21 protein-coding genes and 1 pseudogene are annotated in these 25381 nt (G+C 70.0%); 14 read left to right on the forward strand and 8 right to left on the reverse strand.

Going from position 1 to position 25381, the window contains the following annotated elements:
* The first annotated feature begins 19 nt into the window (after nt 1–19).
* The 3 genes from tatC to G6N26_RS03125 all read left to right on the forward strand — a co-directional run bounded on the left by tatC (nt 20) and on the right by G6N26_RS03125 (nt 4603).
* The gene (gene tatC, locus G6N26_RS03115) at nt 20–976 is read left to right on the forward strand and encodes a twin-arginine translocase subunit TatC (RefSeq protein ID WP_139799165.1); all 957 of its coding nucleotides are present in this window, start codon (nt 20–22) and stop codon (nt 974–976) included.
* Between the two features lie 19 nt (nt 977–995).
* Entirely contained in the window at nt 996–3776 is a 2781-nt protein-coding gene (locus G6N26_RS03120; RefSeq protein ID WP_083018822.1) for a DEAD/DEAH box helicase, read from the forward strand.
* Nucleotides 3777–3841: 65 nt separating this feature from the next.
* The gene (locus G6N26_RS03125) at nt 3842–4603 is read left to right on the forward strand and encodes a DUF4333 domain-containing protein (protein ID WP_067168442.1); all 762 of its coding nucleotides are present in this window, start codon (nt 3842–3844) and stop codon (nt 4601–4603) included.
* Nucleotides 4604–4610: 7 nt separating this feature from the next.
* Here G6N26_RS03125 and G6N26_RS03130 read toward each other — a convergent pair whose 3' ends face one another.
* A complete protein-coding gene (locus G6N26_RS03130) occupies nt 4611–5567 on the reverse strand; it encodes a 5'-3' exonuclease (protein ID WP_083018824.1) in 957 nt (318 codons plus the stop codon).
* A 119-nt stretch (nt 5568–5686) separates the two neighbouring features.
* Between G6N26_RS03130 and G6N26_RS03135 the strand changes: the two genes are divergently transcribed.
* Nucleotides 5687–6814, forward strand: coding sequence for a M24 family metallopeptidase (locus tag G6N26_RS03135; RefSeq protein ID WP_083018826.1), 1128 nt, complete (start codon nt 5687–5689; stop codon nt 6812–6814).
* A gap of 118 nt (nt 6815–6932) precedes the next feature.
* On the opposite strand, the gene G6N26_RS03140 is transcribed toward G6N26_RS03135, so the two are convergent.
* On the reverse strand, nt 6933–7343 hold the full coding sequence (locus G6N26_RS03140; protein ID WP_067168439.1) for a F420-dependent biliverdin reductase: 411 nt from the start codon (nt 7341–7343) through the stop codon (nt 6933–6935).
* 35 nt (nt 7344–7378) lie between these two features.
* Here G6N26_RS03140 and G6N26_RS03145 point away from each other — a divergent pair, with 35 nt between their 5' ends.
* The 4 genes from G6N26_RS03145 to G6N26_RS03160 are packed head-to-tail and all read left to right on the forward strand — an operon-like array spanning nt 7379 to nt 10800.
* Nucleotides 7379–8128 carry an SDR family NAD(P)-dependent oxidoreductase gene (locus G6N26_RS03145; RefSeq protein WP_083018827.1) on the forward strand — a complete coding sequence of 250 codons (750 nt, stop codon included), beginning with the start codon at nt 7379–7381 and terminating at the stop codon, nt 8126–8128.
* 19 nt (nt 8129–8147) lie between these two features.
* A complete protein-coding gene (gene cbiE / locus G6N26_RS03150; RefSeq protein ID WP_083018829.1) occupies nt 8148–9320 on the forward strand; it encodes a precorrin-6y C5,15-methyltransferase (decarboxylating) subunit CbiE in 1173 nt (390 codons plus the stop codon).
* Nucleotides 9317–10072 (forward strand): precorrin-4 C(11)-methyltransferase, encoded by a 756-nt coding sequence (gene cobM, locus G6N26_RS03155; RefSeq protein ID WP_067168436.1) that lies wholly within the window; start codon nt 9317–9319, stop codon nt 10070–10072. Before cbiE ends, cobM begins: the two co-directional genes overlap by 4 nt.
* Nucleotides 10072–10800 carry a cobalt-precorrin-6A reductase gene (locus tag G6N26_RS03160; protein WP_083018831.1) on the forward strand — a complete coding sequence of 243 codons (729 nt, stop codon included), beginning with the start codon at nt 10072–10074 and terminating at the stop codon, nt 10798–10800. Before cobM ends, G6N26_RS03160 begins: the two co-directional genes overlap by 1 nt.
* Here G6N26_RS03160 and sigC read toward each other — a convergent pair.
* Together sigC and G6N26_RS26050 are read right to left on the reverse strand one after the other, a co-directional pair.
* Nucleotides 10789–11343, reverse strand: coding sequence for an RNA polymerase sigma factor SigC (gene sigC / locus G6N26_RS26045; RefSeq protein WP_225323297.1), 555 nt, complete (start codon nt 11341–11343; stop codon nt 10789–10791). The genes G6N26_RS03160 and sigC overlap by 12 nt on opposite strands.
* A gap of 237 nt (nt 11344–11580) precedes the next feature.
* Nucleotides 11581–12150, reverse strand: a pseudogene (locus tag G6N26_RS26050) (DUF2275 domain-containing protein); the annotation flags it as partial.
* 174 nt (nt 12151–12324) lie between these two features.
* On the opposite strand from G6N26_RS26050, the gene G6N26_RS03170 reads away from it, so the two are divergent.
* The gene (locus G6N26_RS03170) at nt 12325–13977 is read left to right on the forward strand and encodes a PPE family protein (protein ID WP_083018833.1); all 1653 of its coding nucleotides are present in this window, start codon (nt 12325–12327) and stop codon (nt 13975–13977) included.
* Between the two features lie 64 nt (nt 13978–14041).
* On the opposite strand, the gene G6N26_RS03175 is transcribed toward G6N26_RS03170, so the two are convergent.
* From G6N26_RS03175 to cobG, 3 genes are read right to left on the reverse strand one after another with little or no spacing between them, the layout of a single operon-like run.
* A complete protein-coding gene (locus G6N26_RS03175) occupies nt 14042–15556 on the reverse strand; it encodes a precorrin-2 C(20)-methyltransferase (RefSeq protein WP_083018835.1) in 1515 nt (504 codons plus the stop codon).
* The gene (locus tag G6N26_RS03180; protein WP_083018837.1) at nt 15553–16179 is read right to left on the reverse strand and encodes a precorrin-8X methylmutase; all 627 of its coding nucleotides are present in this window, start codon (nt 16177–16179) and stop codon (nt 15553–15555) included. The genes G6N26_RS03175 and G6N26_RS03180 overlap by 4 nt, the downstream gene beginning before the upstream one ends.
* 19 nt (nt 16180–16198) lie before the next feature.
* Nucleotides 16199–17308, reverse strand: a complete 1110-nt coding sequence (gene cobG / locus G6N26_RS03185) for a precorrin-3B synthase (protein ID WP_083018865.1) — start codon at nt 17306–17308, stop codon at nt 16199–16201.
* A gap of 102 nt (nt 17309–17410) precedes the next feature.
* Between cobG and G6N26_RS03190 the strand changes: the two genes are divergently transcribed.
* The 4 genes from G6N26_RS03190 to G6N26_RS03205 all read left to right on the forward strand — a co-directional run bounded on the left by G6N26_RS03190 (nt 17411) and on the right by G6N26_RS03205 (nt 21475).
* Nucleotides 17411–18238 (forward strand): ABC transporter permease, encoded by an 828-nt coding sequence (locus tag G6N26_RS03190; RefSeq protein WP_083018839.1) that lies wholly within the window; start codon nt 17411–17413, stop codon nt 18236–18238.
* 11 nt (nt 18239–18249) lie between these two features.
* The gene (locus G6N26_RS03195; RefSeq protein ID WP_083018840.1) at nt 18250–19011 is read left to right on the forward strand and encodes an ABC transporter ATP-binding protein; all 762 of its coding nucleotides are present in this window, start codon (nt 18250–18252) and stop codon (nt 19009–19011) included.
* 98 nt (nt 19012–19109) lie between these two features.
* Nucleotides 19110–19784 (forward strand): alpha/beta hydrolase family protein, encoded by a 675-nt coding sequence (locus G6N26_RS03200; RefSeq protein WP_169925532.1) that lies wholly within the window; start codon nt 19110–19112, stop codon nt 19782–19784.
* 176 nt (nt 19785–19960) lie between these two features.
* On the forward strand, nt 19961–21475 hold the full coding sequence (locus G6N26_RS03205) for a molybdopterin-dependent oxidoreductase (protein WP_179960336.1): 1515 nt from the start codon (nt 19961–19963) through the stop codon (nt 21473–21475).
* Between the two features lie 4 nt (nt 21476–21479).
* On the opposite strand, the gene G6N26_RS03210 is transcribed toward G6N26_RS03205, so the two are convergent.
* Nucleotides 21480–21680 (reverse strand): hypothetical protein, encoded by a 201-nt coding sequence (locus G6N26_RS03210; protein ID WP_009953345.1) that lies wholly within the window; start codon nt 21678–21680, stop codon nt 21480–21482.
* A gap of 56 nt (nt 21681–21736) precedes the next feature.
* Between G6N26_RS03210 and cobN the strand changes: the two genes are divergently transcribed.
* Entirely contained in the window at nt 21737–25312 is a 3576-nt protein-coding gene (gene cobN, locus G6N26_RS03215) for a cobaltochelatase subunit CobN (protein ID WP_083018846.1), read from the forward strand.
* Nucleotides 25313–25381 lie beyond the last annotated feature (69 nt).

The following is a 25381-nucleotide window of genomic DNA, read 5'->3' on the forward strand; positions in this document are numbered from 1 at the left end:
CGAGCCCTAGACGAGCATCGTGAAAGCACTCAAGGTTTCAGCGCGCACGTCCGGCCTGCTGAAGCGCCTCAACCCGCGCAATCGACGCAGTCGCACCAACCCGGATGCGACCATGTCGCTGGTCGACCACCTCACCGAACTGCGCAGGCGGCTGCTGATTTCCCTGGCCGCGATCGTGCTGACGACGATCTTCGGGTTCGTCTGGTACTCGCATTCGATGTTCGGGCTGGAAAGCCTGGGCGAGTGGCTGCGTCATCCGTACTGTTCGCTGCCGCCGTCGGCGCGCGCGGAGATCAGCGCCAACGGGCAATGCCGGCTGCTGGCCACCGCGCCGTTCGACCAGTTCATGCTGCGGCTCAAGGTGGGGCTGACGGCCGGGGTGATACTGGCCTGCCCCGTGTGGTTCTACCAGCTCTGGGCGTTCATCACCCCCGGGCTCTACCAGAAGGAGCGCCGCTTCGCGGTCGCGTTCGTGGTGCCGGCCGTGGTGCTGTTCGGCGCCGGCGCGGCGCTGGCCTACTTCGTGCTGTCCAAGGCACTGGGCTTCCTGTTGACCGTCGGCAGCGACGTGCAGGTGACCGCCCTGTCCGGCGACCGCTATTTCGGGTTCCTGATCAATCTGCTGGTGGTGTTCGGCGTCAGCTTCGAATTCCCGCTGCTGATCGTCATGCTCAACACGGTGGGACTGCTGACCTACCAGCGACTCAAGTCCTGGCGGCGCGGCCTGATCTTCGCGATGTTCGTGTTCGCGGCGGTATTCACGCCCGGCTCGGATCCGTTTTCGATGACCGCGCTCGGATTGGCGCTGTCCGTGCTCCTCGAATTCGCCATCCAGATCGCCCGCGTCCACGACAAGCGCAAGGCCAAACGCGAAGCCCATGCGGAGCTCCCCGATGACGAAGGATCGGTCATCGATCGGCCCACCGCGATACCGGAGCCGTCGGTCACCGCCGGGCAACACGACGATGTCACCTGAGCCGCCGGCGCCCCATGAGGTGGCGGAGCTCGTCGAGCTCACCCGGTTCGCCGCGGACCTCCCGTTTGCGCTTGACGGCTTTCAGCACCGGGGATGCGCGGCGCTCGAACGCGGCCACGGCGTGCTGGTCTGCGCGCCGACCGGCGCCGGCAAGACGGTCGTCGGCGAATTCGCGGTGCACCTGGCGCTGGCGGCGGGCGGCAAGTGCTTCTACACCACGCCCCTCAAAGCGCTGAGCAACCAAAAGCACACCGACCTGACCGCGCGCTACGGCCGCGACCGCATCGGCCTGCTCACCGGCGACATGTCCGTCAACGCCGACGCGCCCGTGGTCGTCATGACGACTGAAGTGCTGCGCAACATGCTCTACGCGGATTCGCCCGCACTGCAAGGGCTTTCCTACGTGGTGATGGACGAAGTGCATTTCTTGGCCGACCGGATGCGGGGCCCGGTGTGGGAAGAGGTGATCCTGCACTTGCCGGACGAGGTCCGCGTGGTCAGCCTGTCGGCGACGGTGAGCAACGCCGAGGAGTTCGGCGGCTGGATCCAAACCGTGCGCGGCGATACGACCGTCGTGGTCGATGAGCACCGGCCGGTCCCGCTCTGGCAACACGTGTTGGTGGGCAGGCGGCTTTTCGACCTCTTCGACTACCGGCATGCGGATGCCCTCGAGCAGCCCGGCACCCCGCGCGAGGCGCGGGTCAACCCGGATCTGTTGCGGCACATCACCCATCGCCGTGAGGCGGATCGGATGTCGGACTGGCAGCCGCGGCGAAGCGGCGGCCGCGGACGTCCACCGGCGCGGTCGGGCCGGCCCCGCCTCTACCGCACGCCGGCGCGCGCGGACGTGATCGCGACCCTGGATGCCGAGGGGCTGCTGCCGGCGATCACGTTCGTGTTCTCGCGGGCCGGCTGTGACGCCGCCGTCCAGCAATGCCTGCGTTCGCCCCTGCAGTTGACCACTCAGGAGGAGCGCGCGCAGATCGCCGAGGTGATCGAGCACCGCTGCGGCGATCTCGCCGACGCCGACCTGGCCGTGCTGGGCTACTACGAGTGGCGGGAGGGGCTGCTGCGCGGGCTGGCCGCCCATCACGCCGGCATGTTGCCCGCGTTCCGGCACACGGTCGAAGAGCTCTTCACGGCCGGGCTCGTCAGGGCGGTGTTCGCCACCGAGACGTTGGCGCTCGGGATCAACATGCCCGCCCGCACCGTGGTGCTCGAGCGGCTGGTCAAGTTCAACGGCGAGCAGCACGTCGCGTTGACGCCGGGGGAGTACACCCAGTTGACCGGGCGCGCCGGGCGCCGCGGCATCGATGTCGAGGGCCACGCGGTGGTGCTCTGGAATCCCACCGACGAAACCACCGAACCCTCCGCGGTGGCCGGGCTGGCCTCGACGCGCACCTTCCCGTTGCGCAGTTCGTTCGCTCCGTCGTACAACATGACCATCAACCTCGTCCAGCAGATGGGCCCCGAGCAGGCCCACCGGTTGCTCGAGCAGTCCTTTGCGCAGTACCAGGCCGACCGTTCCGTCGTCGGGCTGGTGCGCGGCATCGAGCGGGGCGACGTGATGCTGGGCGAGATCGCTGCCGAGCTGGGCGGGCCCAAGGCGCCGATCCTCGAGTACGCCCGGATGCGCGCGCGCATCTCCGAGATGGAACGCGCGCAGTCGCGGGCCTCGCGACTGCAACGCCGGCAGGCGGCCACGGACGCGCTGGCCGCGCTGCGCCGGGGCGACATCATCAACATCACCCACGGCCGGCGCGGTGGCCTGGCCGTGGTGCTGGAATCGGCCCGCGACAGCTCCGACCCGCGACCGTTGGTGCTGACCGAAAACCGTTGGGCGGGAAGGATTTCCTCGGCTGACTATTCGGGTGCATCAGCGCCCGTGGGTTCGATGCCGCTGCCGAAGCGCGTCGAGCACCGACAGCCTCGCGTCCGCCGTGATCTGGCGTCGGCGCTGCGGTCGGCCGCCGCCGGGCTGGCCATCCCGGCGAAGCGCCGCGGCCGCGGGGACGTCGACGGCGAATTTCACGACCCGGAGCTGGCATCGCTGCGCGAACAGCTGCGCCGGCACCCGTCGCACAACACGCCCGGCCTCGAGGAACGGGTCCGGCAGGCCGAGCGCTACCTGCGAATCGAACGCGACAACGCGCAATTGGAGAAGAAGGTTGCGGCAGCGACCAATTCGCTGGCCCGAACCTTCGATCGCATCGTCGGGCTGCTCACCGAGCGTGGCTTCATCGAAGGCCGCGACGGCGATCCGCGCGTCACCGACGACGGGCGGCTGCTGGCGCGCATCTACAGCGAGAGCGATCTGCTGGTCGCCGAATGCCTGCGCACCGGCGCGTGGTCCGGGTTGAAGTCGGCCGAGCTGGCCGCGGTGGTCTCGTCGGTGCTCTATGAGCGCCGCGGCGGGGACGGGCCGGGCGCGGCGTTTGCCGCGGACGCGCCCACGCAGCCGCTGCGCCAGGCGCTGCAGCAGACGTCGAGGCTGTCGATGGCGCTGCGCGCCGACGAGCAGACGCACCGGATCGCCCCGAGCCGCGAACCCGACGACGGCTTCGTCAACGTCATCTACCGTTGGGCGCGGACCGGTGATCTGGCCGCGGCGCTGGCGGCCGCCGACCCGGCGGGCACTGGCTCGCCGCTTTTGGCGGGCGACTTCGTGCGCTGGTGTCGGCAGGTGCTTGACCTGCTGGATCAGGTGCGCAACGCTGCCCCGGACGCCGAGGTGCGGGCGACCGCGAAGCGGGCCATCAACGACATTCGGCGCGGCGTCGTCGCAGTTGACGCCGGGTAGGCTAGGCCGGAGCTACCGTTAAACGCCGATAGTTGACGCCGAGACACAAGGGGCTGAGGAGAAAGATGAGCGGACCGCAGGGATCGGACCAGCAGTGGCAACCGCCCGGCCAAGGTCAAGGCAGCGACCACTCGTCGGACCCGACCCAGGTGGCGCCGACCTGGCAGGACCAGTCGACTCAGGAGGCCTCGTGGCAGGCACCCGCCTACACGCCGCCCGCCGAATACCCGCAGTACCAGCAGCCGGCTGAACAGGCCTACCCGCAGCAGTACCCCCAGCAGCCGGGCTACGCCCCGCCCGGGCAGTACGGGCAGCCTGGGCAATACGCCCAGCCGGGCCAGTACGGCCAGCCCGGGCAGTACCCGCCGCCCGGGCAGTACGCTCAGCCGGGCCAGTACCCGCCGCCGGGTCAATACGGCCAGTACGGCCAGTACGGCCAGCCGGGCCAGTACCCGCAGCAGTACCCGCCGTACGAGCAGCCCGGCAAGAAGCGGTCGGTCGGGCTGATCGCCGGCGTGGGCGGCGGGATCGCGTTGCTGCTCGTCGTGGTGATCCTGGTGCTGGGGTTCTGGCAACCGGGCTTCTTCGTCACCACCAAGCTCGACGTCAGCAAGGCACAGTCCGGGGTCCAGCAGGTCCTCAGCGACGAAACCAACGGCTACGGCGCCAAGAACGTCAAAGACGTCAAGTGCAACCACGGCCAGAACCCGACCGTGAAGAAGGGCGCCACGTTCGACTGCGATGTCAGCATCGACGGCGCGCCCAAGCACGTGACGGTGACCTTTCAAGACAACAAGGGCACCTACGAGGTCGGCCGCCCGCAGTAGCGGTCCGTCAGGTCGGCAGCGCGTCGAGCGCCTTTTGCAAGCGGGCGATCGACGAGCCGACGCCCAGCTCGGTCGCCAGCGTGGCGGTGCGGTGCGGATCGGCGGCGACCAGCGGTAGTTCGTCGCTGGCGGTCGACAACGTGACGTGGGCGTCGGTAGCCACCCGCACCACGTGGCCGGCGGCCTCGATGTAGTCCAGGGCGCCCAGCAGTTTCGCCCGCAGGCCCTTGGCCATCTTCGACTTCGGGTCGTGGGCGGCGGCCAGGATCTGTTCCAGCGAACCGTGCTGGGCCAGCAGCGACGCCGCGGTCTTCTCACCGACGCCCGGGACGCCCGGCAGGCCGTCGGACGGGTCCCCGCGCAGCAGCGCGAGTTCGGCGTAGGCGGGCCCGGCTCGCTCGACCGGCACGCCGTAGCGTTCGGCCACCTCGGCGGGCCCGAACAGCGTGGCTTTGCTCAGCCCGCGGCCCAGGTAGAGCACCCGCACCGGGACGGGATCGTCGGACACCACCTGCATCAGGTCGCGGTCACCGCTGACCACCACGACCGGGTCGTCGCGTTCCCGCGCGGCCAGCGTGCCCAGCACGTCATCGGCCTCGAAGCCCTCCGCGCCCGCCGTCGGAATCCCGAAGGCGTCAAGCAGTTCGGCGATCATGTCGATCTGGGGCGTGAGGTCGTCGGGCACCGCCTCGACGTCCGGTTCCCCCTGCGGTTCCTCTTCGGCCACGCGGTGGGCCTTGTAGGACGGCACCAGGTCGACCCGGAACTGCGGCCGCCAATCCAGGTCCAGGCAGACCACCAGCCGGCGGGGGCGCTGCTGGGTGATCACGAACGCGACGGAATCGATGAATCCGCGAACGGCGTTGACGGGCCGGCCGTCTGGGGCGGTGATCGAGGACGGGACCCCGAAATACGAACGGAACCACATGCTGGCGCCATCGAGCAGCACTAGTGGTGCGGGCATGCGGGCTATCTTGTCATGGCGCCGAACGTCTCACGCCGCCGAACGTCGAGTCGTTGTGGACCCACCGGCGAAATCGGCGCAACAAGTCGACGTTCGGCCGGCGGGTTAGCCTGGCTGCCATGGAGTCACACCGCTTCGAGGCAGCCGTGTATGCCCGCCGACTGGCCGCGGCCGCCGCCGCGGCCGCCGATGCGGGTCTGGCCGGACTGGTCATCACACCCGGGTATGACCTGCGTTACCTGGTGGGGTCGCGCGCCCAGACCTTGGAGCGATTCACCGCGCTGGTGTTGCCCGCGTCCGGTGATCCGACGGTGGTGGTGCCGCGGCTGGAGCTGGCCTCGCTCAAGGGGTCGGCCATCGCCGAACTCGGCCTGGCGGTGCGCGATTGGGTCGACGGCGACAGTCCCTACGATCTGGTGGGCGCCGCACTGGGCTGTGCCCCCGCCGCGACCGCCGTGACCGATTCCATGCCCGCACTGCATCTTTTGCCGCTGGCCGCTGTGCTCGGCGCGCTGCCGGTGCTGGCCACCGACGTGTTGCGCACGCTGCGAATGGTCAAGGAGGAGTGCGAAGTCGACGCGTTGCGCAAAGCCGGCGCGGCCATCGATCGGGTGCACGCCCGGGTGCCGGAGTTTTTGGTGCCCGGCCGCACCGAGGCCGACGTCGCCGCTGACATCGCGGACGCCATTGTGGCCGAAGGGCATTCGGAGGTGGCGTTCATCATCGTCGGATCCGGGCCGCACGGCGCCGACCCGCACCACGGCTACTCGGATCGCGAACTGCAGGAGGGCGACATCGTCGTCGTCGACATCGGGGGTGCCTATGAACCCGGTTACAACTCCGACTCGACGCGCACCTACAGTATCGGTGCTCCGAATCCCGAAGTGGCTGAGCAATATTCGGTGCTGCAGCGCGCGCAGCGCGCCGCGTACGAGGCCGTCCGTCCGGGTGTGACGGCCGAGCAGGTCGATGCGGCCGCCCGCGACGTGCTGGCCGCCGCAGGGCTCGCCGAATACTTCGTGCACCGCACCGGGCACGGCATCGGACTGTCGGTGCACGAAGAGCCCTACATCGTCGCCGGCAACGATCTGCCGCTGACCGCGGGCATGGCGTTTTCCATCGAGCCGGGCATCTATTTCCCGGGCCGGTGGGGCGCACGCATCGAGGACATCGTCGTCGTGACCGAGGACGGCGCCCTGGCTGTCAACAACCGTCCGCACGACCTGATCGTCGTTCCGGTGTCCTGACGGTGTGGACGTGTGAGTTGTGGCGGCTCGGGAGCGCGGCTAGCTTGGCGGCAGCGATTTAGAGGGAAAGCCGCTTTTCGAGCGTCGATAGTGCGCGGTAATCGAGCGTGGCCGCGGACTACGCGCCCCGGTCCAACAAATCCGACGACCCGAGCACCCGCTCCACCTGAACCTCGATGACCACCCGCCGCGGGTTGGGGCGCGGCGTGCGGTAGCGCTGGGCGTAGCGCAACTCGGCGTCGCGCACGGCGTCCACGTCACTGTTCACCTTGGACCGGCCCTCCAGCGACAGCCACCGCGCGCCGTCGACCTGGCTCAGCACGGCCAGGCCGCCGCGATCGGCGTTGACCGCCTTCTGGGAACCGCCGGTGGTGATGACCCGCGCGATGTGCGTCTTGGGATCGAAGGTGAACCCGACCGCCACCACGTGCGGCGAATTGTCGGCTCGCAGCGTGGTGAGCATGGCCAGATGGCGTTCCGACAGAAACGCGAGGGCCTCGTCGGTGAGCCGGGTAGTGGTATTCGCCATCACCGCTCACGCTAGCGCAGGTAATAATCGCAGCCGTGGACGACACGGGCGCGGGTCCGGTACTAATCCTGGGCGGACGCAGCGAAATCGGGGTCGAGCTGGCACGGCGCCTCGCTCCCGGGGCGACGGTGGTGCTGGCCGCGCGCAACGCCGATCAGCTCGCCGACCAGGTCAGCGCGCTCAAGGCCGCCGGCGCCGCCGCGGTCGAGACCAGGGAATTCGATGCCGACGACCTGGCCTCGCACGCCCCGCTGGTCGCCTCGGTCATCGCCGATCACGGGCCCATCGGCACCGCGGTGCTGGCCTTCGGAATCCTGGGCGATCAGGCTCGCGCCGAGACCGACGCCGCGCACGCGGTCGCCGTCGTGCACACCGACTACGTGGCCCAGGTCAGCACGCTCACCCACCTGGCCGCCGCCATGCGCAACGCCGGCAGAGGCCAGCTGGTGGTGTTCTCCTCGATCGCCGGTGCGCGGGTGCGGCGCGCCAACTACGTCTACGGCTCGGCCAAGGCCGGCCTGGACGGCTTCGCCAACGGGTTGGCCGACGCGCTGCACGGCACCGGGGTGCGGCTGCTGATCGCCCGCCCCGGATTTGTCATCGGGCGTATGACGGAAGGCATGACGCCCGCGCCACTGCCCAGCACGCCCGCGCAGGTGGCGGCCGCGACCGCACGGGCACTGGCCAAAGGCCGGCGCACCGTGTGGATCCCGTGGGCGCTGGGACCCGCGGCCGCCGTGATGCGGCTGCTGCCCCGATTCGTCTGGCGCAGGATGCCGCGATGATCCGCGAACAGGGGCGCTCATGATCGTCGTGGTCGGTATCGGCGCCGACGGCATGGCCGGGCTCGCCGAAGCATCGCGATCCGAATTACATAGGGCCGCAGTGATTTACGGATCAGCACGCCAACTTGACCTGCTCGACGACACGGTGTCCGCGCGTCGGCGGCCGTGGCCCTCACCCATGCTGCCCGCCCTGCAAACCCTGCTCGACGACCACGCGGGCGACATCCACGTGGTGGCCAGCGGCGACCCGCTCCTGCACGGCATCGGCGGCACCCTGATCCGCCTGTACGGGCCCGAGAAGGTGCGGGTGCTGCCGCACGTGTCCTCGGTGACGCTGGCGTGCGCGCGGATGGGCTGGAACGTCCACGACACCGAGGTGATCAGCCTGGTCACCGCGCGGCCGCAGACCGCCGTGCGCCGCGGCGGCCAGGCGATCGTGCTGTCGCAAGGCAAATCCACACCGGCCGAACTCGCCGCCTTGCTCAACGCGCATGGCCGCGGCGATTCGCAGCTCACCGTGCTCGAAAGGCTCGGCGGCCCAGACGAACACCGCCGCGACGGCACCGCCCGGGACTGGGCCGAGGGCGCCCCGGGACACGTCGACGACCTCAACGTGATCGCCGTGCGCTACCTGCCCGACGAACGCGTCTCACCCCTGTCCGACGACGCATTCACCCACGACGGCCAGATCACCAAACTGGGCATCCGCGCGGTGACGCTGGCGGCCCTGGCGCCGCGCCCGGGCGAGCGACTATGGGACGTCGGCGCGGCCTCGGGCAGCATCAGCGTCCAATGGTGCCTGAGCGGACCGGGTTGCGGGGCAGTCGCGTTCGAGCGCGACGAACGGCGCCGCCACAATCTCCAAAGCAATGCCGAGGCTTTCGGCGTCGGCATCGAGGTCCGCGGCGATGCCCCCGGCACATTCGACGGTGCCACGCCGCCGTCGGCGATCTTCATCGGCGGCGGGCTGACTCAGCCCGGCCTGCTCGACGCCTGCCTCGACCACCTGCCCACCGGGGGGCGGCTGGTCGCCAACGTGGTCACCACCGAGTCGGAAGCCGCTGTCACGCAGGCATATACGCGCCTCGGCGGTGAGCTGCGGCGCTTCCAGCACTATCACGGCAAGGCGCTGGGCGCCTTCACGGGCTGGCAGCCGCACTACCCGGTCACCCAGTGGGCGATGACCAAATGACCGTGTATTTCATCGGCGCCGGCCCGGGCGCCGCCGACCTGATCACCGTCCGTGGTCAACGGCTCCTGAAAACCTGCCGCGTGTGCCTGTACGCGGGATCGATCATGCCCGACGACCTGCTCGCGCTCTGCCCGGAGAGCGCGAAAATCGTTGACACCGGACCGTTGACGCTGGAGCAGATCATCGCCGAGCTTCGCGAGGCGCACGCTGCGGGACACGACGTGGCGCGGCTGCACTCCGGTGACCCGTCGCTGTACAGCGCGCTGGCCGAGCAGTGCCGCCAGCTCGACGCGCTGGGCATCGACTACGAAATCGTGCCGGGCGTACCGTCTTTCGCCGCCGCCGCGGCCGCCCTCAAGCGCGAGCTCACCGTCCCCGGGGTTGCGCAGACGGTGACACTGTCCCGGGTGGCCACCCTGTCAACGGCCATGCCACCCGGTGAAGACCTGACGACGCTCGCCCGGTCGGGCGCCACCCTGGTCCTGCATCTGGCGGCCGCCCAGATCGACGCCATCGTTCCCCAACTGCTCGACGGCGGCTACCGCCCCGAAACACCCGCCGCCGTCGTGGCATTCGCGAGCTGGCCGCAGGAGACGGTGCTGCGCGGCACCCTTGCCGACCTCGCCGCCCAGATGCACGAAGCCAACATCACCAAGACCGCGGTCATCATCGTCGGCGACGCGCTGACCGCCGGCGAATTCATCGACAGCTATCTGTATTCGACCGGGCGGGCCCGGGGGAGCAGGCATTGATGCGCGTCTTGCTGCTCGGCGGCACCGGCGAGGCGCGCGCACTGGCCAAAGCCCTGCATCCACACGTCGACGTCATCAGTTCCCTGGCGGGCCGGGTACCTGACCCGGCGTTGCCCGTCGGCCCCGTGCGCATCGGCGGCTTCGGTGGCGTGGACGGCCTGCGGTGCTGGCTGCGCGACGAAAACATCGACGCCGTCGTCGACGCCACCCATCCGTTCGCGGCCACCATGACGGCGCACGCCGCCACCGCCTGCGGCGCATTGCGGGTGCCTCATCTGATCCTGGCGCGCCCCGCCTGGGATCCCGGCGAGGCGCTTGTCGTCGCGTCGGACACACATGCGGCGCAAACGGTTGCTCGGCAAGGCTATTCGCGCATCTTCCTCACCACGGGTCGTTCCGGCGTCCACGCCTTCGCCGGAAGCGACGCGTGGTTTTTGATCCGGGCGGTCACCGAACCGGACAGCACCTCGCTGCCGCGTCATCACCGGCTGGTGCTCTCGCGTGGCCCGTACCGCTACGACGACGAAGTCGCGCTGTTGCGCGAGCACCGCATCAACGCGCTGGTCACCAAGAACAGCGGCGGGCAGATGACGCGGGCGAAGCTTGATGCCGCCGCGGCGCTCGATGTACCCGTGGTGATGGTGGCGCGCCCGCCGCTGCCGGAGGGCGTGTCCGCCGTCGGCACCGTGGCCGAGGCCGCCGAATGGGTTGGCGCGCTAGCCGGTTAGGTCGCTGCGCTCGCCGTCGGCGAGCAGCGCATCGCGGGCGCGCGCGACGCGGGACCGGATGGTGCCCACCGGGCAACCGCACACCGCGGCGGCGTCGGCGTAGGGCAGACCCAGCAACTGGGTAAGCAAAAGCGCTTCGCGCTGTTCGGGATTGAGGCCGGCGATCATCGTCGTCACCTCGACGAGGTCTTCGAATCCGCGGGCGTGGCGGTCGCCGCGCACCACGTGTTCGGGATCGGCGCCCAGCGCGGCGCGCGGCCGAGACTGCAGCTGGCGGATGTGATCGGCCACGACCCGGCGCGCGATGGACAGCAGCCACGTCCGGGCGCTCGAGCGCCCTGAAAACCGCTCGATGGCGCCGATGGCGCGCAGGAACGTCTCTTGGGTCAGATCGTCGGCGTTGCCGGCGTCGGAAAGGTAGGCGACGAACCGCCATACGTCTTGTTGGGTGGCTTTGATGAACGCCTCGAGCGCTCGCGCGTTTCCGCGCGCGGCTGACAACGCAAGCTCGGTTACCGCCTCGTCGTCGCTCGGCGCGATCATGCTCAACCACCTTAGTTGCGCGGGTTTTCCGATCCTACGACGGGTCGTCGTAGAGGGCGCGGCGTGGTCGGGGGCGGCGTGGTTGATCGGCCGCAGGTGCCCGCGCCGTCGATTGCTGGAAGGGTCGGCCGCCGAGGCGGAATAGTCGGCGTCGACCGAGCCATCGGAGCCGTGCCGCCGATGTGAGCCCACACGTTCCCGCGCCACCAACAATGCGAATGCCAGGCCCAACAAAAGCGGCATGTGGCTGGCGATCCGGGTGGCCGTGACCTGTCCGTCGACGGCGTCGACGATCACATAGCCAAGCAGCGCAACGGAATACACACCGGTGATCGCCGCCACCCCCGACGCGGAGGCGGGCCAGATGCCGGCGGCGACCATCGCCAAACCCAACGCCAGCAACCACGCCGTGGACTCGTGCATCAGGTGCTCACCCGACATCGCGCCGTGCATGTGACCGGACACCATGCCGAAATCGACCCCACTGATCTGGGCGGCGGCGATCGCCACCTGGAACAGGCCCACCGCGATCAACCCCCAGCGTCGGTAGTGCGACCGCAACCAGCGCATCCACGTCGGGTGTCCGGAGGCCTGCTCGTCGATGCTGGCCATGATCTTGTCGACCAGGTCGGGCCCCTCGCCGGGCGGCACCGAGGCGAACCGGCGGGTCTGCGCCGCCGCCCCGATCAGCCAGGAGCGGCAACTGCGGCACGATTCGAGATGGGCGTCGACCTGTTGCGCGAGCACCTGGGGGCGCTCGCCATCCAATCGAGCCGACAGCGCTTCACGCGCAACGTCACACCGCATCCCTGCATCGTTGCAGCATGGCCGGTCCGGGCGCAAAGACTCCCGGAATTTGGCGCCGAACGAAATGGCGGGGAACTAAACGGCCGCGGCAACCGACCTCTGGTCGTACGCATCGCCAGCCCATCCACGAGATTCCGAAGAGGTATTCGTGTTCCTGCCTGAAGGCCCTAGACGATGACCGCCCCCATCTGGGCGGCGTTTCCGCCCGAAGTGCACTCGACCTTGCTCAGCAGCGGCCCCGGGCCCGCCCCGCTGCTGGCCGCGGCGACGGCATGGTCGTCGATGAGCACCGACTACGCGAACGCGGCGGCCGAACTCACCGGGTTGCTGGGCACCGTGCAGGCCGGCGCGTGGGACGGGCCCAGCGCCGACCAGTACGTGGCCGCGCACGTCCCCTACCAGACGTGGCTGGTGGAGAGCGCCGCCAAGAGCGCGACCGCGGCCAGCCTGCACGAGACCGCCGCCACCGCCTACACCGCCGCGCTGGCCGCCATGCCCACCATGGGCGAACTCACGGCCAATCACGCGGTGCACGGGGCGTTGGTCGCCACGAACTTCTTCGGCATCAACACCATCCCGATCGCGGTGAACGAAGCCGACTACGCGCGCATGTGGGTGCAGGCCGCGACGACCATGACCACCTATCAGGCTGTCAGCGCATCCGCGCTGGCCGCGGTCCCGCCGACCACACCCGCGCCGCCGATCGTCGTCCCGGGCGCCGAGGCGGGCACCGCCGGCGCCGCGGCGATGCAAGCGGCCGCGGTGGCGCCGGCGACGAATTCCGGCTCCAACCTCAACAACGCCGACACCTCGAGCGCCCAGCAGCAGGCCACCACCACGACGCAGTACCCGTCCTGGATGGACCAGCTGACCAAGTGGCTGCAGCAGTACACCCAGAACTTCGCGTGGCCGGTGTCTAAGGATCTCAACCCCGGCGGGTGGCCGTTCCCGCCGGTGCCGTGGGTCAACAGTCTGGCGTCGTTCTTCGGCCAGCTGGGACTGTCCCCGGCCCTATCGACGGCGCTGGGCTGGGCCATCTTCCACACCCTGATGATCTTCTGGCCGTTCATTCAGCTGGCGATCCAGATGGCCGTGGTGCTGGCACCCGTCGTCGTTGCCGCCATCGGCGCGGCCGCGGCGGGTGGGGCGGCGGCCGCAGTCACCGCGATCAGCGTCGGGATCCCGCTCGCGTCTGCCCCGCCCCTGCCGGCCGTCGCGGCGGCGCCCGCACCGGTGATTGCTCCGGCGCCGACGATTGCCACCGCGCCCGCCAGTGTCAGCCACGTGTCGGCGCCGTCCACTGCCCCCGCGACGACGGTCGCCAGCTCGGCCGGCGGCGGCCCGGTCGGTGGCGGACCCGGGGTGGGCTTCGGTCCGACGGCGACCGACGGAATCGGCGCGGGCCTGTCCAACGCCCTGTATGCGGTGGGGCTGTCGGGACTGTCGGCGCGCGGCAGCGCGAGCAGCCGGTCACGGCGGAAGTCGGAGGAGCCGTCGTCGGACGACGTCGAGGCGCCCGCGGGTGCCGCCGCGGCCGCCGCGGCCAAGAAGAAGGCCCGGGCCCGTCGGCGCCGCGGCGGAACCGCCACCGAGCGCGCCTACCGCTACGAGTTCATGGACCTGGACCAGGATGGGGACCCGGGCGTCGATAGCGGGGACCCATTCGCCGCACGGCCCTCCGAGGACAGTGCGGGGCCGCTCGGATTCGCCGGTGCCGCAGCCAAATCCGACGCCGCCCGGGCCGCCGGATTGGCGACGCTGACCCGGGACGGGTTCAGCGATGGTCCCAGCGTGCCGATGATGCCGAGCACCTGGGACCGCGACTAGCCCTACGACGATGCAGCCCGCGTAGCGGGCTGAGGAGGAGTGGAGCAATCAGGCTGAGCGCGTCTTACGCCTGATAGCGCCGGGGAGTGAAGACCCGGTCGCTGGAATCGGCTGAATACCACTGGGTTTGCGACGAGCCGACGATCAGCAGGCAGCGCATGTCGATCTCGGCCGGGTTGAGATCGGCCAGCCGGACCACGCGGACGTCCTCGTCGTCGCCGGACACGCTGCGGCCGATCACCACCGGCGTGCCGGGCTCGCGGTGAGCCAAAAGGATGTCACGCATCGCGCCGACCTGCCAGGTCCGCGTCTTCGACGCCGGGTTGTAGATCGCCAGCACCAGGTCGGCGGCCGCGGCGGCCTCAAGCCGCGCGGAGATCACGTCCCACGGCTTGAGCCGATCGGACAACGAGATCACCGCGTAGTCGTGGCCCAGGGGCGCGCCCACCCGGCTGGCCACCGCCTGGGCTGCGGTCATCGCCGGAATCACCCGAATCTGCACCCCCGGCCATTGTTTGGCCTCTTCGAGCACCGCGGTCGCCATCGCGAACACCCCTGGGTCGCCCGACGACACCACCGCCACGGCCCGGCCCTGCTCGGCCAGCGCGCAGGCCAGCCGGGCGCGCTCGGGTTCGTCGCGGTTGTCGCTGGGGTGACGCTGCTGGCCCTCGCGAACCGGGACGCGGTCCAGGTAGCCGCCGTAGCCGATGAGGTCGGTCGCCGCGGCCAACTCCCGCCGGCTTTGCGGCGTCATCCAGTCCACATCGCCGGGGCCGAGGCCCACCACCGCGACGCTGCCCGCCGCCTGCCTATCGGGGGAGCGCCGGTGCAGCCGGCGGCCGCCCGGGAGCATGGCCAGCGAGAAGTACGGCACGCCGGTCTCGTCGACGTCGGCCGCGGGCAGGATGCGCTGTCCGGCGCTGCTGGCGCGTTCCACGTAAAACGTGTCGTCGAGCTGTCCGGACGCCGAAAGCGCTTCCCGCACAGCGTGATACGAGCGTCCCAACTTGAGGACCACGGCCGCGTCGGCGTCGGCGAGTCGGCGGGTCAGTTCGGCGACCGGCAGCGTGCCCGGCAGCACCGACAGCACCTCGTCGCCGGCCACCAAGGGCGTCGCCAGGGCCGCCGAGGCCGCGCTCACCGACGTGACCCCCGGAACGATCACCGCGTTGAACCGCTCGGTCAGCCGCGTGTGTAGATGCATGTACGAGCTGTAGAACAGCGGGTCGCCCTCGGCCAGCAGGGCCACGTTGCGTCCGGCGTCCAGGTGCGCGGCGATGCGTTCGGTGGCCTCGACGTAGAAGTCTTCGAGCGCGCCGGCATAGCCCCCCGGATGGTCGGTGACCTCGGTCGTCACCGGGTAGACGAGGTGCTCCTCGATCTGGCCGGGCCGCAGATACCGTTCGGCGATGCCGCGCGCGATGCTGCGACCGTGCCGGGCGCTGTGATAGGCGACGACGTCGGCCTCGCCGATTACGCGGGCGGCCTTGACGGTCACCAACTCCGGGTCGCCGGGTCCCAGCCCGACGCCCCACAGTGTGCCCCTTCGGGCGCTTCGCGCGGTGCCTTGCGCGGTCATTCGGCGTCGCTCGCGATCGCGTTGACGGCGGCGGCGGCCATGGCGCTGCCGCCACGGCGGCCCTGCACCACCAGATACGACATTCCGCGCGGACGGTCGACGAGCTCCTGCTTGGACTGCGCCGACCCGACGAATCCCACCGGACCGCCCAGCACCCCGGCCGGCGGCGCAAGCCCGTCGTCGAGCAGCTCGAGCAACCGGAACAGGGCCGTCGGTGCGTTGCCGATGGCCAACACGGCGCCGTCGAGCCGGTCGGCCCACAGCTCGACCCCGGCCGCCGAACGGGTGGTCTGCCGGCGCGCGGCCAGCTCGGCCGCCCGCGGGTCGGCGACCAGCGAGACGACCTCGTTGTCGGCGGGCAGCCGGGCGGTGGTGATCCCGGCGGCCACCATCGACGAATCGCACAACACCGGGGCGCCGCCCCGCAGGGCCGCGCCGACGCGCTCGACGACGTCGTCGGTGAAGGCGACGTGCTCGGCGACGTCGACCTGGCCGCAGGTGTGGATCAACCGGACGACGACCCGGGCCACGTCGGCGGGGAATCGGGCCAGGTCGGCCTCGGCGCGGATGGTCGCGAACGACTGGCGATAGATCTCCGCGGCATCGCGGATGTAGTCGAGCACCCGCTCACCCTAAGGCTTGTCAGGTGCGAAGCATCCGGTATCCGTCGCCTGTGGCGACCAGCACCTGACCGGCCGGGGGGCTGCCGCACGCGCGTTCGCAGCCCACGAAGTGGCGGCGCCTCCCCGCATCCGCGTCCCCTGCGTCCAACGCCTGCGCGGCGTCGGCCCGCACGTCGGCGGCCGAGTGCGCGCACCCGGGGCTGCCGGTGCAGGCGCTGACGGTCAGCCAGGGGGAGCTCTCGTCGAACACCAACCCCAACGGGGCCAGCACGCGCAGCGCGGTGTCGGCGACGGATTCGTCGAGATCGCAGACCAGCACCGAGCGCCACGGGGTGATCACCAGCGGCGCCTCGATTGCGGCCAGGTAGTCCGCGAGCCGCGCGGGCAGAACACCCAGCGGTACCGCCGCGCCCAGCGCCACCCGGCCGTCGTCCTGATTGATCCAGCCCACCGGGGCCTTGGTGACAACGGGAAAAGGTGTCCCGCCCGGCCTGGCGTTGGGCAGTAGCCGACGGACGTCGTCCAATTCCTGTACACGCCAAGCGGTTTCGCGGATGTCCACGAACCGCGTCGCGAGAGTGACCAGGGTCTCGACCAGCTCGCCGGCGGCCAGCCGGATCCCGGTGTCCCGTCCGGCGAGCAGCAACGCGCACCCGTCCGGGGACGCGTGCACGCCGATGTCGGCGCGCAGCCCGGACACGTCGGCGCGGCCGTCGTCGAGGCTGAACCAGAACCGGCCGCCCAGGTCCGCGAGTCGCGGCGTCGCGCAGATCGCGGCGTCCAGTTCGCCGACCCAGCCGCGCACGTCGACGTCGCCCCCGGCCCGCCCTGACAGTGGTGACGCGACGATGTTGCGGACGCGCTCATGCGTGGTCGACGGCAGCAGGCCGGCGGCCGCCAGCGTCTCGGCGACCGCGGTCACGTCGGTGAGCCCGCGCAACTGCACGTTGCCCCGCGCGGTGAGTTCGAGCGTTCCCGAGCCCGACTGCGTGGCGGCGGCGCTCAACGCCGCCAGCTGGGCGGCCGTTAGCATGCCCCCGGGTAACCGCACGCGGGCGAGGGCGCCGTCGGCGGCCTGGTGCACCTGCAGCGCACCCGGGCAAGCGTCCGTGTCACGCGTCCTGGCCACCCGTCCACGGTACGGCCACTGGCTGAACACCGTGGCCGACATTGCCTTCAGGCAGACGTAAACCCTTACCCAAGGCAACGGAGGCGCCCTAGCGTCGGCACGGTGAGCATTGCCACCGCGCTCGACGCTGCGCCGAAACACCCTGGGAGCGCCCGAGCCTGCGTACCGGGCGGGTTATGGGCGCGCCGCAAATGGGAGATCGTGCGCATCGTTTCCCCGCTGGCGTTGCTGGCCTGGTGGCAGCTGGGCAGCGCGGTCGGTGTCATCGCGCAGGACGTGCTGCCGGCGCCCTCGCTGATCGTCGAGGCCGGAGTCGAGTTGATCCGCAACGGCCAACTCGCCGACGCGCTGCAGGTCTCCACCGTCCGGGTCGTCGAGGGGTTGGTCCTGGGCGGGGTGATCGGGGTCGCCGCGGGCGCGGCGGTCGGGTTGTCCCGCTGGCTCGAGGCCATCGCGGACCCACCCATGCAGATGATCCGCGCGCTGCCGCATCTGGGCCTGATCCCGTTGTTCATCCTGTGGTTCGGGATCGGCGAGTTGCCCAAGGTCCTGCTGGTGGCGCTGGGGTTGGTCTTCCCGCTCTACCTGAACACCTTCTCCGCGATCCGCCAGGTCGATCCCACAATGGTGGAAACCGCTCAGGTGCTGGGTTTTTCGTTCGCCCAGCGGGTCACCCGGATCCTTGTGCCCAGCACCGCGCCGCAGGTGCTCGTCGGCGTCCGGCAGTCGCTGGCGATCGCGTGGCTGACATTGATCGTCGCCGAGCAGATCAACGCGGACAAGGGAATCGGCTTCCTGATCAACAACGCCCGAGATTTTCTGCGGATCGACATCATCATCTTCGGGCTGACCATCTATGCGCTGCTGGGCATCGTCACCGACGCGATCGTCCGCCTCATCGAACGCCGCGCCCTGCGCTACCGACACTGAAAGGGCCACGGGTGACACTGATCGCAGAATCCGACGCCCACGCGCGGGCACGGACCGAGGTCGCGGCAGAGCTGCGCCACGTCGACAAGTGGTATGGGAATCGCCATATCCTCAAAGACGTTTCGGTGCGGGTGCGCGGCGGTGAGATCGTCGCGCTGGTGGGGCGCAGCGGCTCGGGCAAGTCGACGGTGCTGCGGGTGCTGGCCGGACTCTCGCGCGACCACAGCGGCGAGCGCGTGGTGGCCGGCGCTCCGGCCCTGGCTTTCCAGGAGCCGCGGCTGTTTCCGTGGCGCGACGTGCGCACCAATGTCGGATACGGCCTCACCCGCAGGGGGCTCCCGCGGCTGCAGGTGCGACAACGCGCCGAGCGTGCGCTGGCCGACGTCGGGCTCACCGACCACGCCGGGTCCTGGCCATTGACGCTGTCGGGCGGTCAGGCGCAACGCGTTTCGCTCGCGCGGGCGTTGGTCGCCGAGCCGCGGCTGCTGCTGCTCGACGAACCTTTCGGGGCGCTGGACGCGCTGACCCGGTTGACGATGCACGCCTTGCTGCTGGATCTGTGGCGCCGGCACGGCTTCGGGGTGTTGCTGATCACCCACGACGTCGACGAGGCGGTGGCGCTGGCCGATCGCGTGCTGGTGCTCGAGGAGGGCCGCATCATTCACACGCTGACGATCGACGAGCCGCGGCGCGCACCCGGTGATCCCGGCCCGCATACCGAGCAGCATCGCGCGGAGCTGCTGGATCGGCTTGGCGTGCAATCGTCAACCTAGAAACTGGCCGATCTTCGTGGCGTCGCATTGACCTCCACCGCAAGCGCATCGCCTGACTCGCCGTTTGGGATCACGGCCCCCGGGGCACACTCGTGGCCGTGGAAACGGTGGAATACGCCCCCGGACGCCTCGCCGACGTCTTCGGCGACTCCCGGCGACCCGCCGTCCTGCTGTGGCATGGCATGCAGACCGATGCCCGCGCGGCGTTCAGACCCCTGGCCGGCATGCTCAGCGGCCGCGGTGCGGCCGTGGTGGCGCCGGACTGGAATTCCCACGCCGACGACGGCGGCCGGGCGGATCTGTTGGGATCGCTCGACTTCGCCCGCGACTTCGCGGGCCCGGGCAACGGCATCGTGCTCGTCGGGTGGTCCATGGGCGGTTGCGCCGCAGCGGGTCTGACGCTCAACGCGGCGCGATTCGATGTCACCCTCGTCCACACCGTCTGCCTGGCCGGCGCGTTCATGGTGCCCGATCCGCTCTCCGGTCAGGCGCCGACCGACGCGCTGTCACCCGGCCGCGCCGGCACGCCGTTCACGCTGCTGCACGGGCTGGCCGACGACGCCGTCCCCGTGAGCGCCAGCAGGGATTTCGCCGCCGCCCTGAAACGGGTTGGCTGGCCGGTCGAGTTGCTGGAGCTCGACGCCGACCACGGTTCCATCGCCGGCGCCGACTACGACCCGGTGGCGGATCGCTACGAACCCGGGACGAGCGAGGAGGCGCTGCGGGTCGCGGGGGAGGTCGCCGCCCGGATCGCGGCTCTGATCGGTCGCTGACCGACGCGAATCACCCGCCGGCGGGGCTCGAACGCGGCGCGGGACGCTACCCAGTTGGCGTACTCAGCCCTTGCGGGCCGCTTGTGCCACCAGCACTGTGCCGCAAGAGTTTTGCGACGTTGAAAAAAAGCGCGAGTAATGTGACTCCGGTGGCCGTGGCTTCGTCGAATGACCGGATGATCGCCGGGGTCGCCGCTGCCTCCGTCGCGCTCGGTGTCGCCCAACTGGCCAGCATCCCCTTCGGTGCGCGGGCCGATGCCCGCGCGGCCGTGGGTTCTGCGGTTATCGACCTGACACCCGGCCCCGTCAAAGAGTGGGCCATCCAAACGCTCGGTCCGCTGGACAAACCCTTCCTGGCCGTCGTCGTACTCGTGGTGATCGCGACGACCGCCGCGATCGCCGGGACCCTCGAGACGCGGCGCCGCCCGTTCGGCAGCGCGGTGATCGCCGCGGCGGGCGTCCTCGGCTGCATTGCCGTGCTGTCGCGACCGGGCGGGACGGCACTCGACACGCTGCCCACCGTCGTCGGCGCCGCGTGTGGCGTCGGGGTGCTGCGGATGCTCACCCGACGGTTCTCGCCCGAGCCGGACGACGACGCAGACGACCGGGAGCAGCCAGATCCCGGCCGGCGCAGGTTGGTCGTGTACGGGTTGCTCGGACTGGGCGTCGTCAGTGGGGTAGTCGGGGCGTTCGGCACCCGGCTGGCGCATTCGGTGGAAGCCGACCGTAAGACGTTCGCCCTACCCAGGCCACGATCCCCGGCGCGCCCGATACCCGCCGCGGTGCAGCCGAAAGGCGTTGCGTTGCCAAGCTTTATCACTTCAAGTGCTGACTTCTACCGGGTCGACACCGCGCTGAGCGTTCCCCAGCTCAGCCGCGGCGACTGGCGCCTGCGCATCCACGGGATGGTGGACCGCGAGATCACCTTGAGCTTCGACGACCTCGCCCGCTTCGACATCGTCGAGACGGTGACCACGTTGACGTGTGTATCCAATCCCGTTGGCGGAGACCTTATTTCAACGGGCATCTGGACGGGATACCGGCTGGCGGACCTACTGGCGGCGGCCGGTGTGCATCGCGATGCCGACATGGTGCTCTCCACCTCGATCGAGGGATTCACCGTCGGTACCCCCGTGCAGGCTGTCACGGACGGTCGTGACGCGCTGCTGGCGGTCGGCCTCAACGGTCAACCGCTGCCGGCCGAGCACGGCTATCCGGCCCGCATGGTGGTGCCGGGGCTCTATGGCTACGTGTCGGCCACCAAGTGGGTGGTGGATTTGGAGTTGACCCGGTTCGACCGGGCCAAGGCCTACTGGACGCGGCAGGGCTGGGCGGCGCAGGCGCCCATCAAGACGGAGTCGCGGATCGACGTGCCCAGGGGCGGCCAGACGGTGCCGGTGGGGCCGGTGGTGTTCGGCGGCGTTGCGTGGGCACAAAATCGTGGCGTGCGGGCGGTCGAAGTCCGCATCGGCAACGGCGGTTGGCAACCGGCCGAACTGGGCGCGAGTTATTCCAATGAGACATGGCGATTGTGGAGCTTCCCGTGGCAGGCGAAAAGCCCCGGGCGAGAAACCATCACCGTGCGAGCCATCGACAACACCGGTGCCGTCCAGACCGAAGAGCGCGCCAATCCCGTCCCCGACGGCGCCACCGGCTGGCACACGGTGAACTTCGCCGTCGTGCCGCGGTAGCAACCTATTTCGACGAGAGCTTCCGCCAACTGATCACCGCGATCGCTATCCCGACAAGCGCGGTGATCGGCCCGATGACGGACCAGGTGGTGGTGTTGCTCATCGGGCTGCCGCCGAGCACCCCGAACCCTTGCAATGCCCAGATCACACCGAACAACGCGACGATCAGCCCGACCGCGAAAGTGACGACGAATCCTCTGCTCATAGGGGGACCCTACGTGCCGATTCGGCCGTCCGAAGCCGCTGCGGTACGAATGACGGGTGGCTGAACCGAGCATCCTGCTGCTGTCGACCTCCGACACGGACCTGATCAGCGCCCGTTCCAGCGGGAAAAACTACCGGTGGGCCAACCCGTCGCGGCTGTCGGAGGACGAACTGCCCGACCTGGTGGCCGGCGTCGCCATCGTGGTGGTGCGGATCCTCGGCGGTTACCGGGCCTGGCAGAGCGGGATCGACACGGTGATCGCCAGCGGTGTGCCCACGGTGTTGGTCAGCGGCGAGCAGGCCGCCGACGCGGAGCTGACCGGGCTGTCGACCCTGGCGGCCGGCATCGCGGTCCAGGCGCACATCTATTTGGCCCACGGCGGGGTGGACAACCTGCGCCAGCTACACGCCTTCCTCTCGGACACCGTGCTGATGACCGGGTTCGGGTTCACCCCGCCGGTCGTGACGCCGACGTGGGGCGAGTTGCCGCGAGCGGATGCCGGGGATGTCGATGGCCCGACGATCGCCGTGCTGTACTACCGCGCTCAGCATCTAGCCGGCAACACCGGTTACGTCGAGTCGCTGTGTGAAGCCATCGAGGACGCCGGTGCACGGCCGATGCCGGTCTACTGCGCCTCGCTGCGCACCGCCGAACCCGAACTGCTGCAACGGCTGAGCGCTGCCGACGCGATGGTCGTGACGGTCCTGGCCGCCGGGGGACTCAAACCGGCCGCAGCGTCCGCGGGCGGCGATGACGACAGCTGGAACGTCGAACACCTTGCCGCGCTCGATATTCCGATCCTGCAGGGATTGTGTCTGACCAGCCCGCGCGCCCAGTGGTGCGAAAACGACGACGGCCTGAGCCCGCTCGACGTGGCCAGTCAGGTGGCCGTGCCCGAGTTCGACGGTCGCATCATCACGGTGCCGTTCTCCTTCAAAGAGATTGACGAGGACGGGCTGATCTCCTATGTCGCGGATTCGGAGCGCTGCGCCCGGGTCGCGGGGCTGGCGGTGCGGCACGCGCAGCTGCGCCGTGTCGCCCCGCCCGACAAACGGGTCGCCCTGGTCTTTTCGGCCTATCCCACCAAGCACGCCCGCATCGGCAACGCGGTGGGGCTGGACACGCCCGCGAGCGCCGTCGCGCTGCTGCAGGCGATGCGCGATCACGGGTACCAGGTCGGTGACCTGCCCGGTGTCGAGGCGAACGACGGCGACGCCCTGATCCACGCGCTGATCGAGCGGGGCGGGCAGGACCCCGACTGGCTCACCGAGGGGCAATTGGCGGGCAACCCGATCCGGGTGTCCGCCAAGGACTACCGCGCGTGGTTCGCGACCCTGCCCGCCGAATTCACCGACGCGGTTGTCCAGCATTGGGGACCGCCGCCGGGGGAACTGTTCGTCGATCGCAGTAACGATTCCGACGGCGAAATCGTCATCGCGGCAATCCAATCGGACAATGTGGTGCTGATGGTGCAGCCGCCCCGGGGCTTCGGCGAGAATCCGGTCGCCATCTACCACGACCCGGACCTGTCGCCCAGCCACCACTACCTCGCCGCCTACCGCTGGCTGGACACGGGATTCGGGGCGCACGCGGTGGTGCATCTGGGCAAACACGGCAACCTGGAATGGCTGCCGGGCAAGACCCTGGGCATGTCCGCGGGCTGCGCACCCGACGCCGCGCTGGGCAGCCTGCCGCTGATCTACCCCTTCCTGGTCAACGACCCCGGCGAGGGCACCCAGGCCAAGCGGCGCGCGCACGCGGTGCTCGTCGACCATCTCATCCCGCCGATGGCCCGCGCCGAAACCTACGGCGACATCGCCCGTTTGGAACAGCTGCTCGACGAGCACGCCAACGTCGCGGCGCTGGATCCCGGCAAGCTTCCCGCCATCCGTCAGCAGATCTGGACCCTCATCCGGGCCGCGAAGATGGACCACGATCTCGGCCTTACCGAACGTCCGGCCGAGGACACGTTCGACGACATGCTGCTGCACGTCGACGGTTGGCTGTGTGAGATCAAGGATGTCCAGATCCGCGACGGCCTGCACATCTTGGGCCAAAAGCCCACCGGGGAGCCCGAACTGGACCTCGTGCTGGCGATCCTGCGGGCCCGCCAGTTGTTCGGCGGCGAGCACGCCATCCCCGGCCTGCGCCAGGCGTTGGGTCTGGCCGAGGACGGCACCGACGAACGCGCCAGTGTGGACGCGACCGAGGCCGCGGCACGGGAGTTGGTCGCGGCGCTGCAGGCCTGCGGCTGGGATCCCGACGCGGCCGAACGGCTCAGCGACAATCCTGATGTGGCACGAGTGCTCCGGTTCGCCGCCACCGAGGTGGTGCCCCGGCTGGCCGGCACTTCCGCCGAAATCGAGCAGGTGCTGCGCGCCCTGGATGGGCGATTCATCCCGGCCGGCCCCTCGGGGTCCCCGCTGCGTGGCCTGGTCAACGTGCTGCCCACCGGGCGCAACTTTTACTCCGTCGACCCCAAGGCCGTGCCGTCCCGACTGGCCTGGGAAGCCGGTGTGGCACTAGCGGATTCGTTGCTCGCCCGCTACCGCGACGACCACGGTCGATGGCCGCAATCGGTGGGGCTGTCGGTGTGGGGGACCTCGGCGATGCGCACGGCCGGCGACGACATCGCCGAAGTGCTCGCGCTGCTGGGCGTTCGGCCCGTGTGGGATGACGCGTCGCGGCGCGTTGTCGACCTCGCTCCGATACCCCTGGCCGAGCTCGGGCGGCCGCGCATCGACGTGACTGTGCGGATCTCCGGCTTCTTCCGGGACGCCTTCCCGCACGTGGTGACGATGCTCGACGACGCGGTGCGGCTGGTCGCCGACCTCGACGAACCCGCCGACGACAACTTCGTGCGGGCTCACGCCCAGGCCGATCTCGCTCAGCACGGCGATCAACGCCGTTCGACCACAAGGATTTTCGGCTCCAAGCCGGGCACCTACGGTGCCGGGCTGCTGCAGCTCATCGACAGCCGCAACTGGCGTGACGACGCCGACCTTGCCGCGGTGTACACCGCGTGGGGCGGGTTCGCCTACGGACGGGACCTGGACGGCCGCGAGGCGGTCGACGACATGAACCGGCAATATCGGCGTATCGCGGTGGCGGCCAAGAACACCGACACCCGAGAACACGACATCGCCGACTCCGACGACTACTTCCAGTACCACGGCGGCATGGTGGCCACGGTGCGGGCGCTGACCGGGCAGGCGCCGGCGGCCTACATCGGCGACAACACCCGCCCCGACGCGATCCGCACCCGCACCCTGTCGGAGGAGACGACGCGGGTGTTCCGGGCCCGGGTCGTGAATCCGCGGTGGATGGCGGCGATGCGCCGGCACGGCTACAAGGGCGCGTTCGAGATGGCGGCGACCGTGGACTACCTGTTCGGCTACGACGCGACCGCCCAGGTGATGGCCGACTGGATGTACGAACAGCTCACCGAGCGCTACGTTTTGGACCCGGAGAACCGAAAGTTCATGGCCGAGTCGAATCCCTGGGCGCTGCACGGCATGGCGGAACGGTTACTCGAGGCGGCCGGGCGCGGCATGTGGGCGCAGCCGCAACCGGAAACCCTCGACGGCCTGCGCCGGGCGCTGCTGGAAACCGAGGGCGATCTGGAGGGCTAGCCATCCCCGCGACTGTGCGGCTGGCCGCACACTCGGCACCCAATGTGCGGCTGGCGGCACACTCGACCC

It is taken from the genome of Mycobacterium marseillense (genome assembly GCF_010731675.1).
GTDB classification, from domain to species: Bacteria; Actinomycetota; Actinomycetes; order Mycobacteriales; family Mycobacteriaceae; genus Mycobacterium; species Mycobacterium marseillense.

Bases quoted from the DNA above. Each gene is read 5' to 3' on its own strand.
- G6N26_RS03135 (WP_083018826.1), top strand. From the start codon at position 5,687: ATGGAGTCACACCGCTTCGAGGCAGCCGTGTATGCCCGCCGACTGGCC.
- G6N26_RS03130 (WP_083018824.1), bottom strand. From the start codon at position 5,567: ATGCCCGCACCACTAGTGCTGCTCGATGGCGCCAGCATGTGGTTCCGT.
- G6N26_RS03175 (WP_083018835.1), bottom strand. From the start codon at position 15,556: ATGACCGCGCAAGGCACCGCGCGAAGCGCCCGAAGGGGCACACTGTGG.
- G6N26_RS03140 (WP_067168439.1), bottom strand. From the start codon at position 7,343: ATGGCGAATACCACTACCCGGCTCACCGACGAGGCCCTCGCGTTTCTG.
- G6N26_RS03160 (WP_083018831.1), top strand. From the start codon at position 10,072: ATGCGCGTCTTGCTGCTCGGCGGCACCGGCGAGGCGCGCGCACTGGCC.
- cbiE (WP_083018829.1), top strand. From the start codon at position 8,148: ATGATCGTCGTGGTCGGTATCGGCGCCGACGGCATGGCCGGGCTCGCC.
- G6N26_RS03125 (WP_067168442.1), top strand. From the start codon at position 3,842: ATGAGCGGACCGCAGGGATCGGACCAGCAGTGGCAACCGCCCGGCCAA.
- G6N26_RS03210 (WP_009953345.1), bottom strand. From the start codon at position 21,680: ATGAGCAGAGGATTCGTCGTCACTTTCGCGGTCGGGCTGATCGTCGCG.
- sigC (WP_225323297.1), bottom strand. From the start codon at position 11,343: ATGATCGCGCCGAGCGACGACGAGGCGGTAACCGAGCTTGCGTTGTCA.
- cobM (WP_067168436.1), top strand. From the start codon at position 9,317: ATGACCGTGTATTTCATCGGCGCCGGCCCGGGCGCCGCCGACCTGATC.
- G6N26_RS03205 (WP_179960336.1), top strand. From the start codon at position 19,961: ATGATCGCCGGGGTCGCCGCTGCCTCCGTCGCGCTCGGTGTCGCCCAA.
- G6N26_RS03170 (WP_083018833.1), top strand. From the start codon at position 12,325: ATGACCGCCCCCATCTGGGCGGCGTTTCCGCCCGAAGTGCACTCGACC.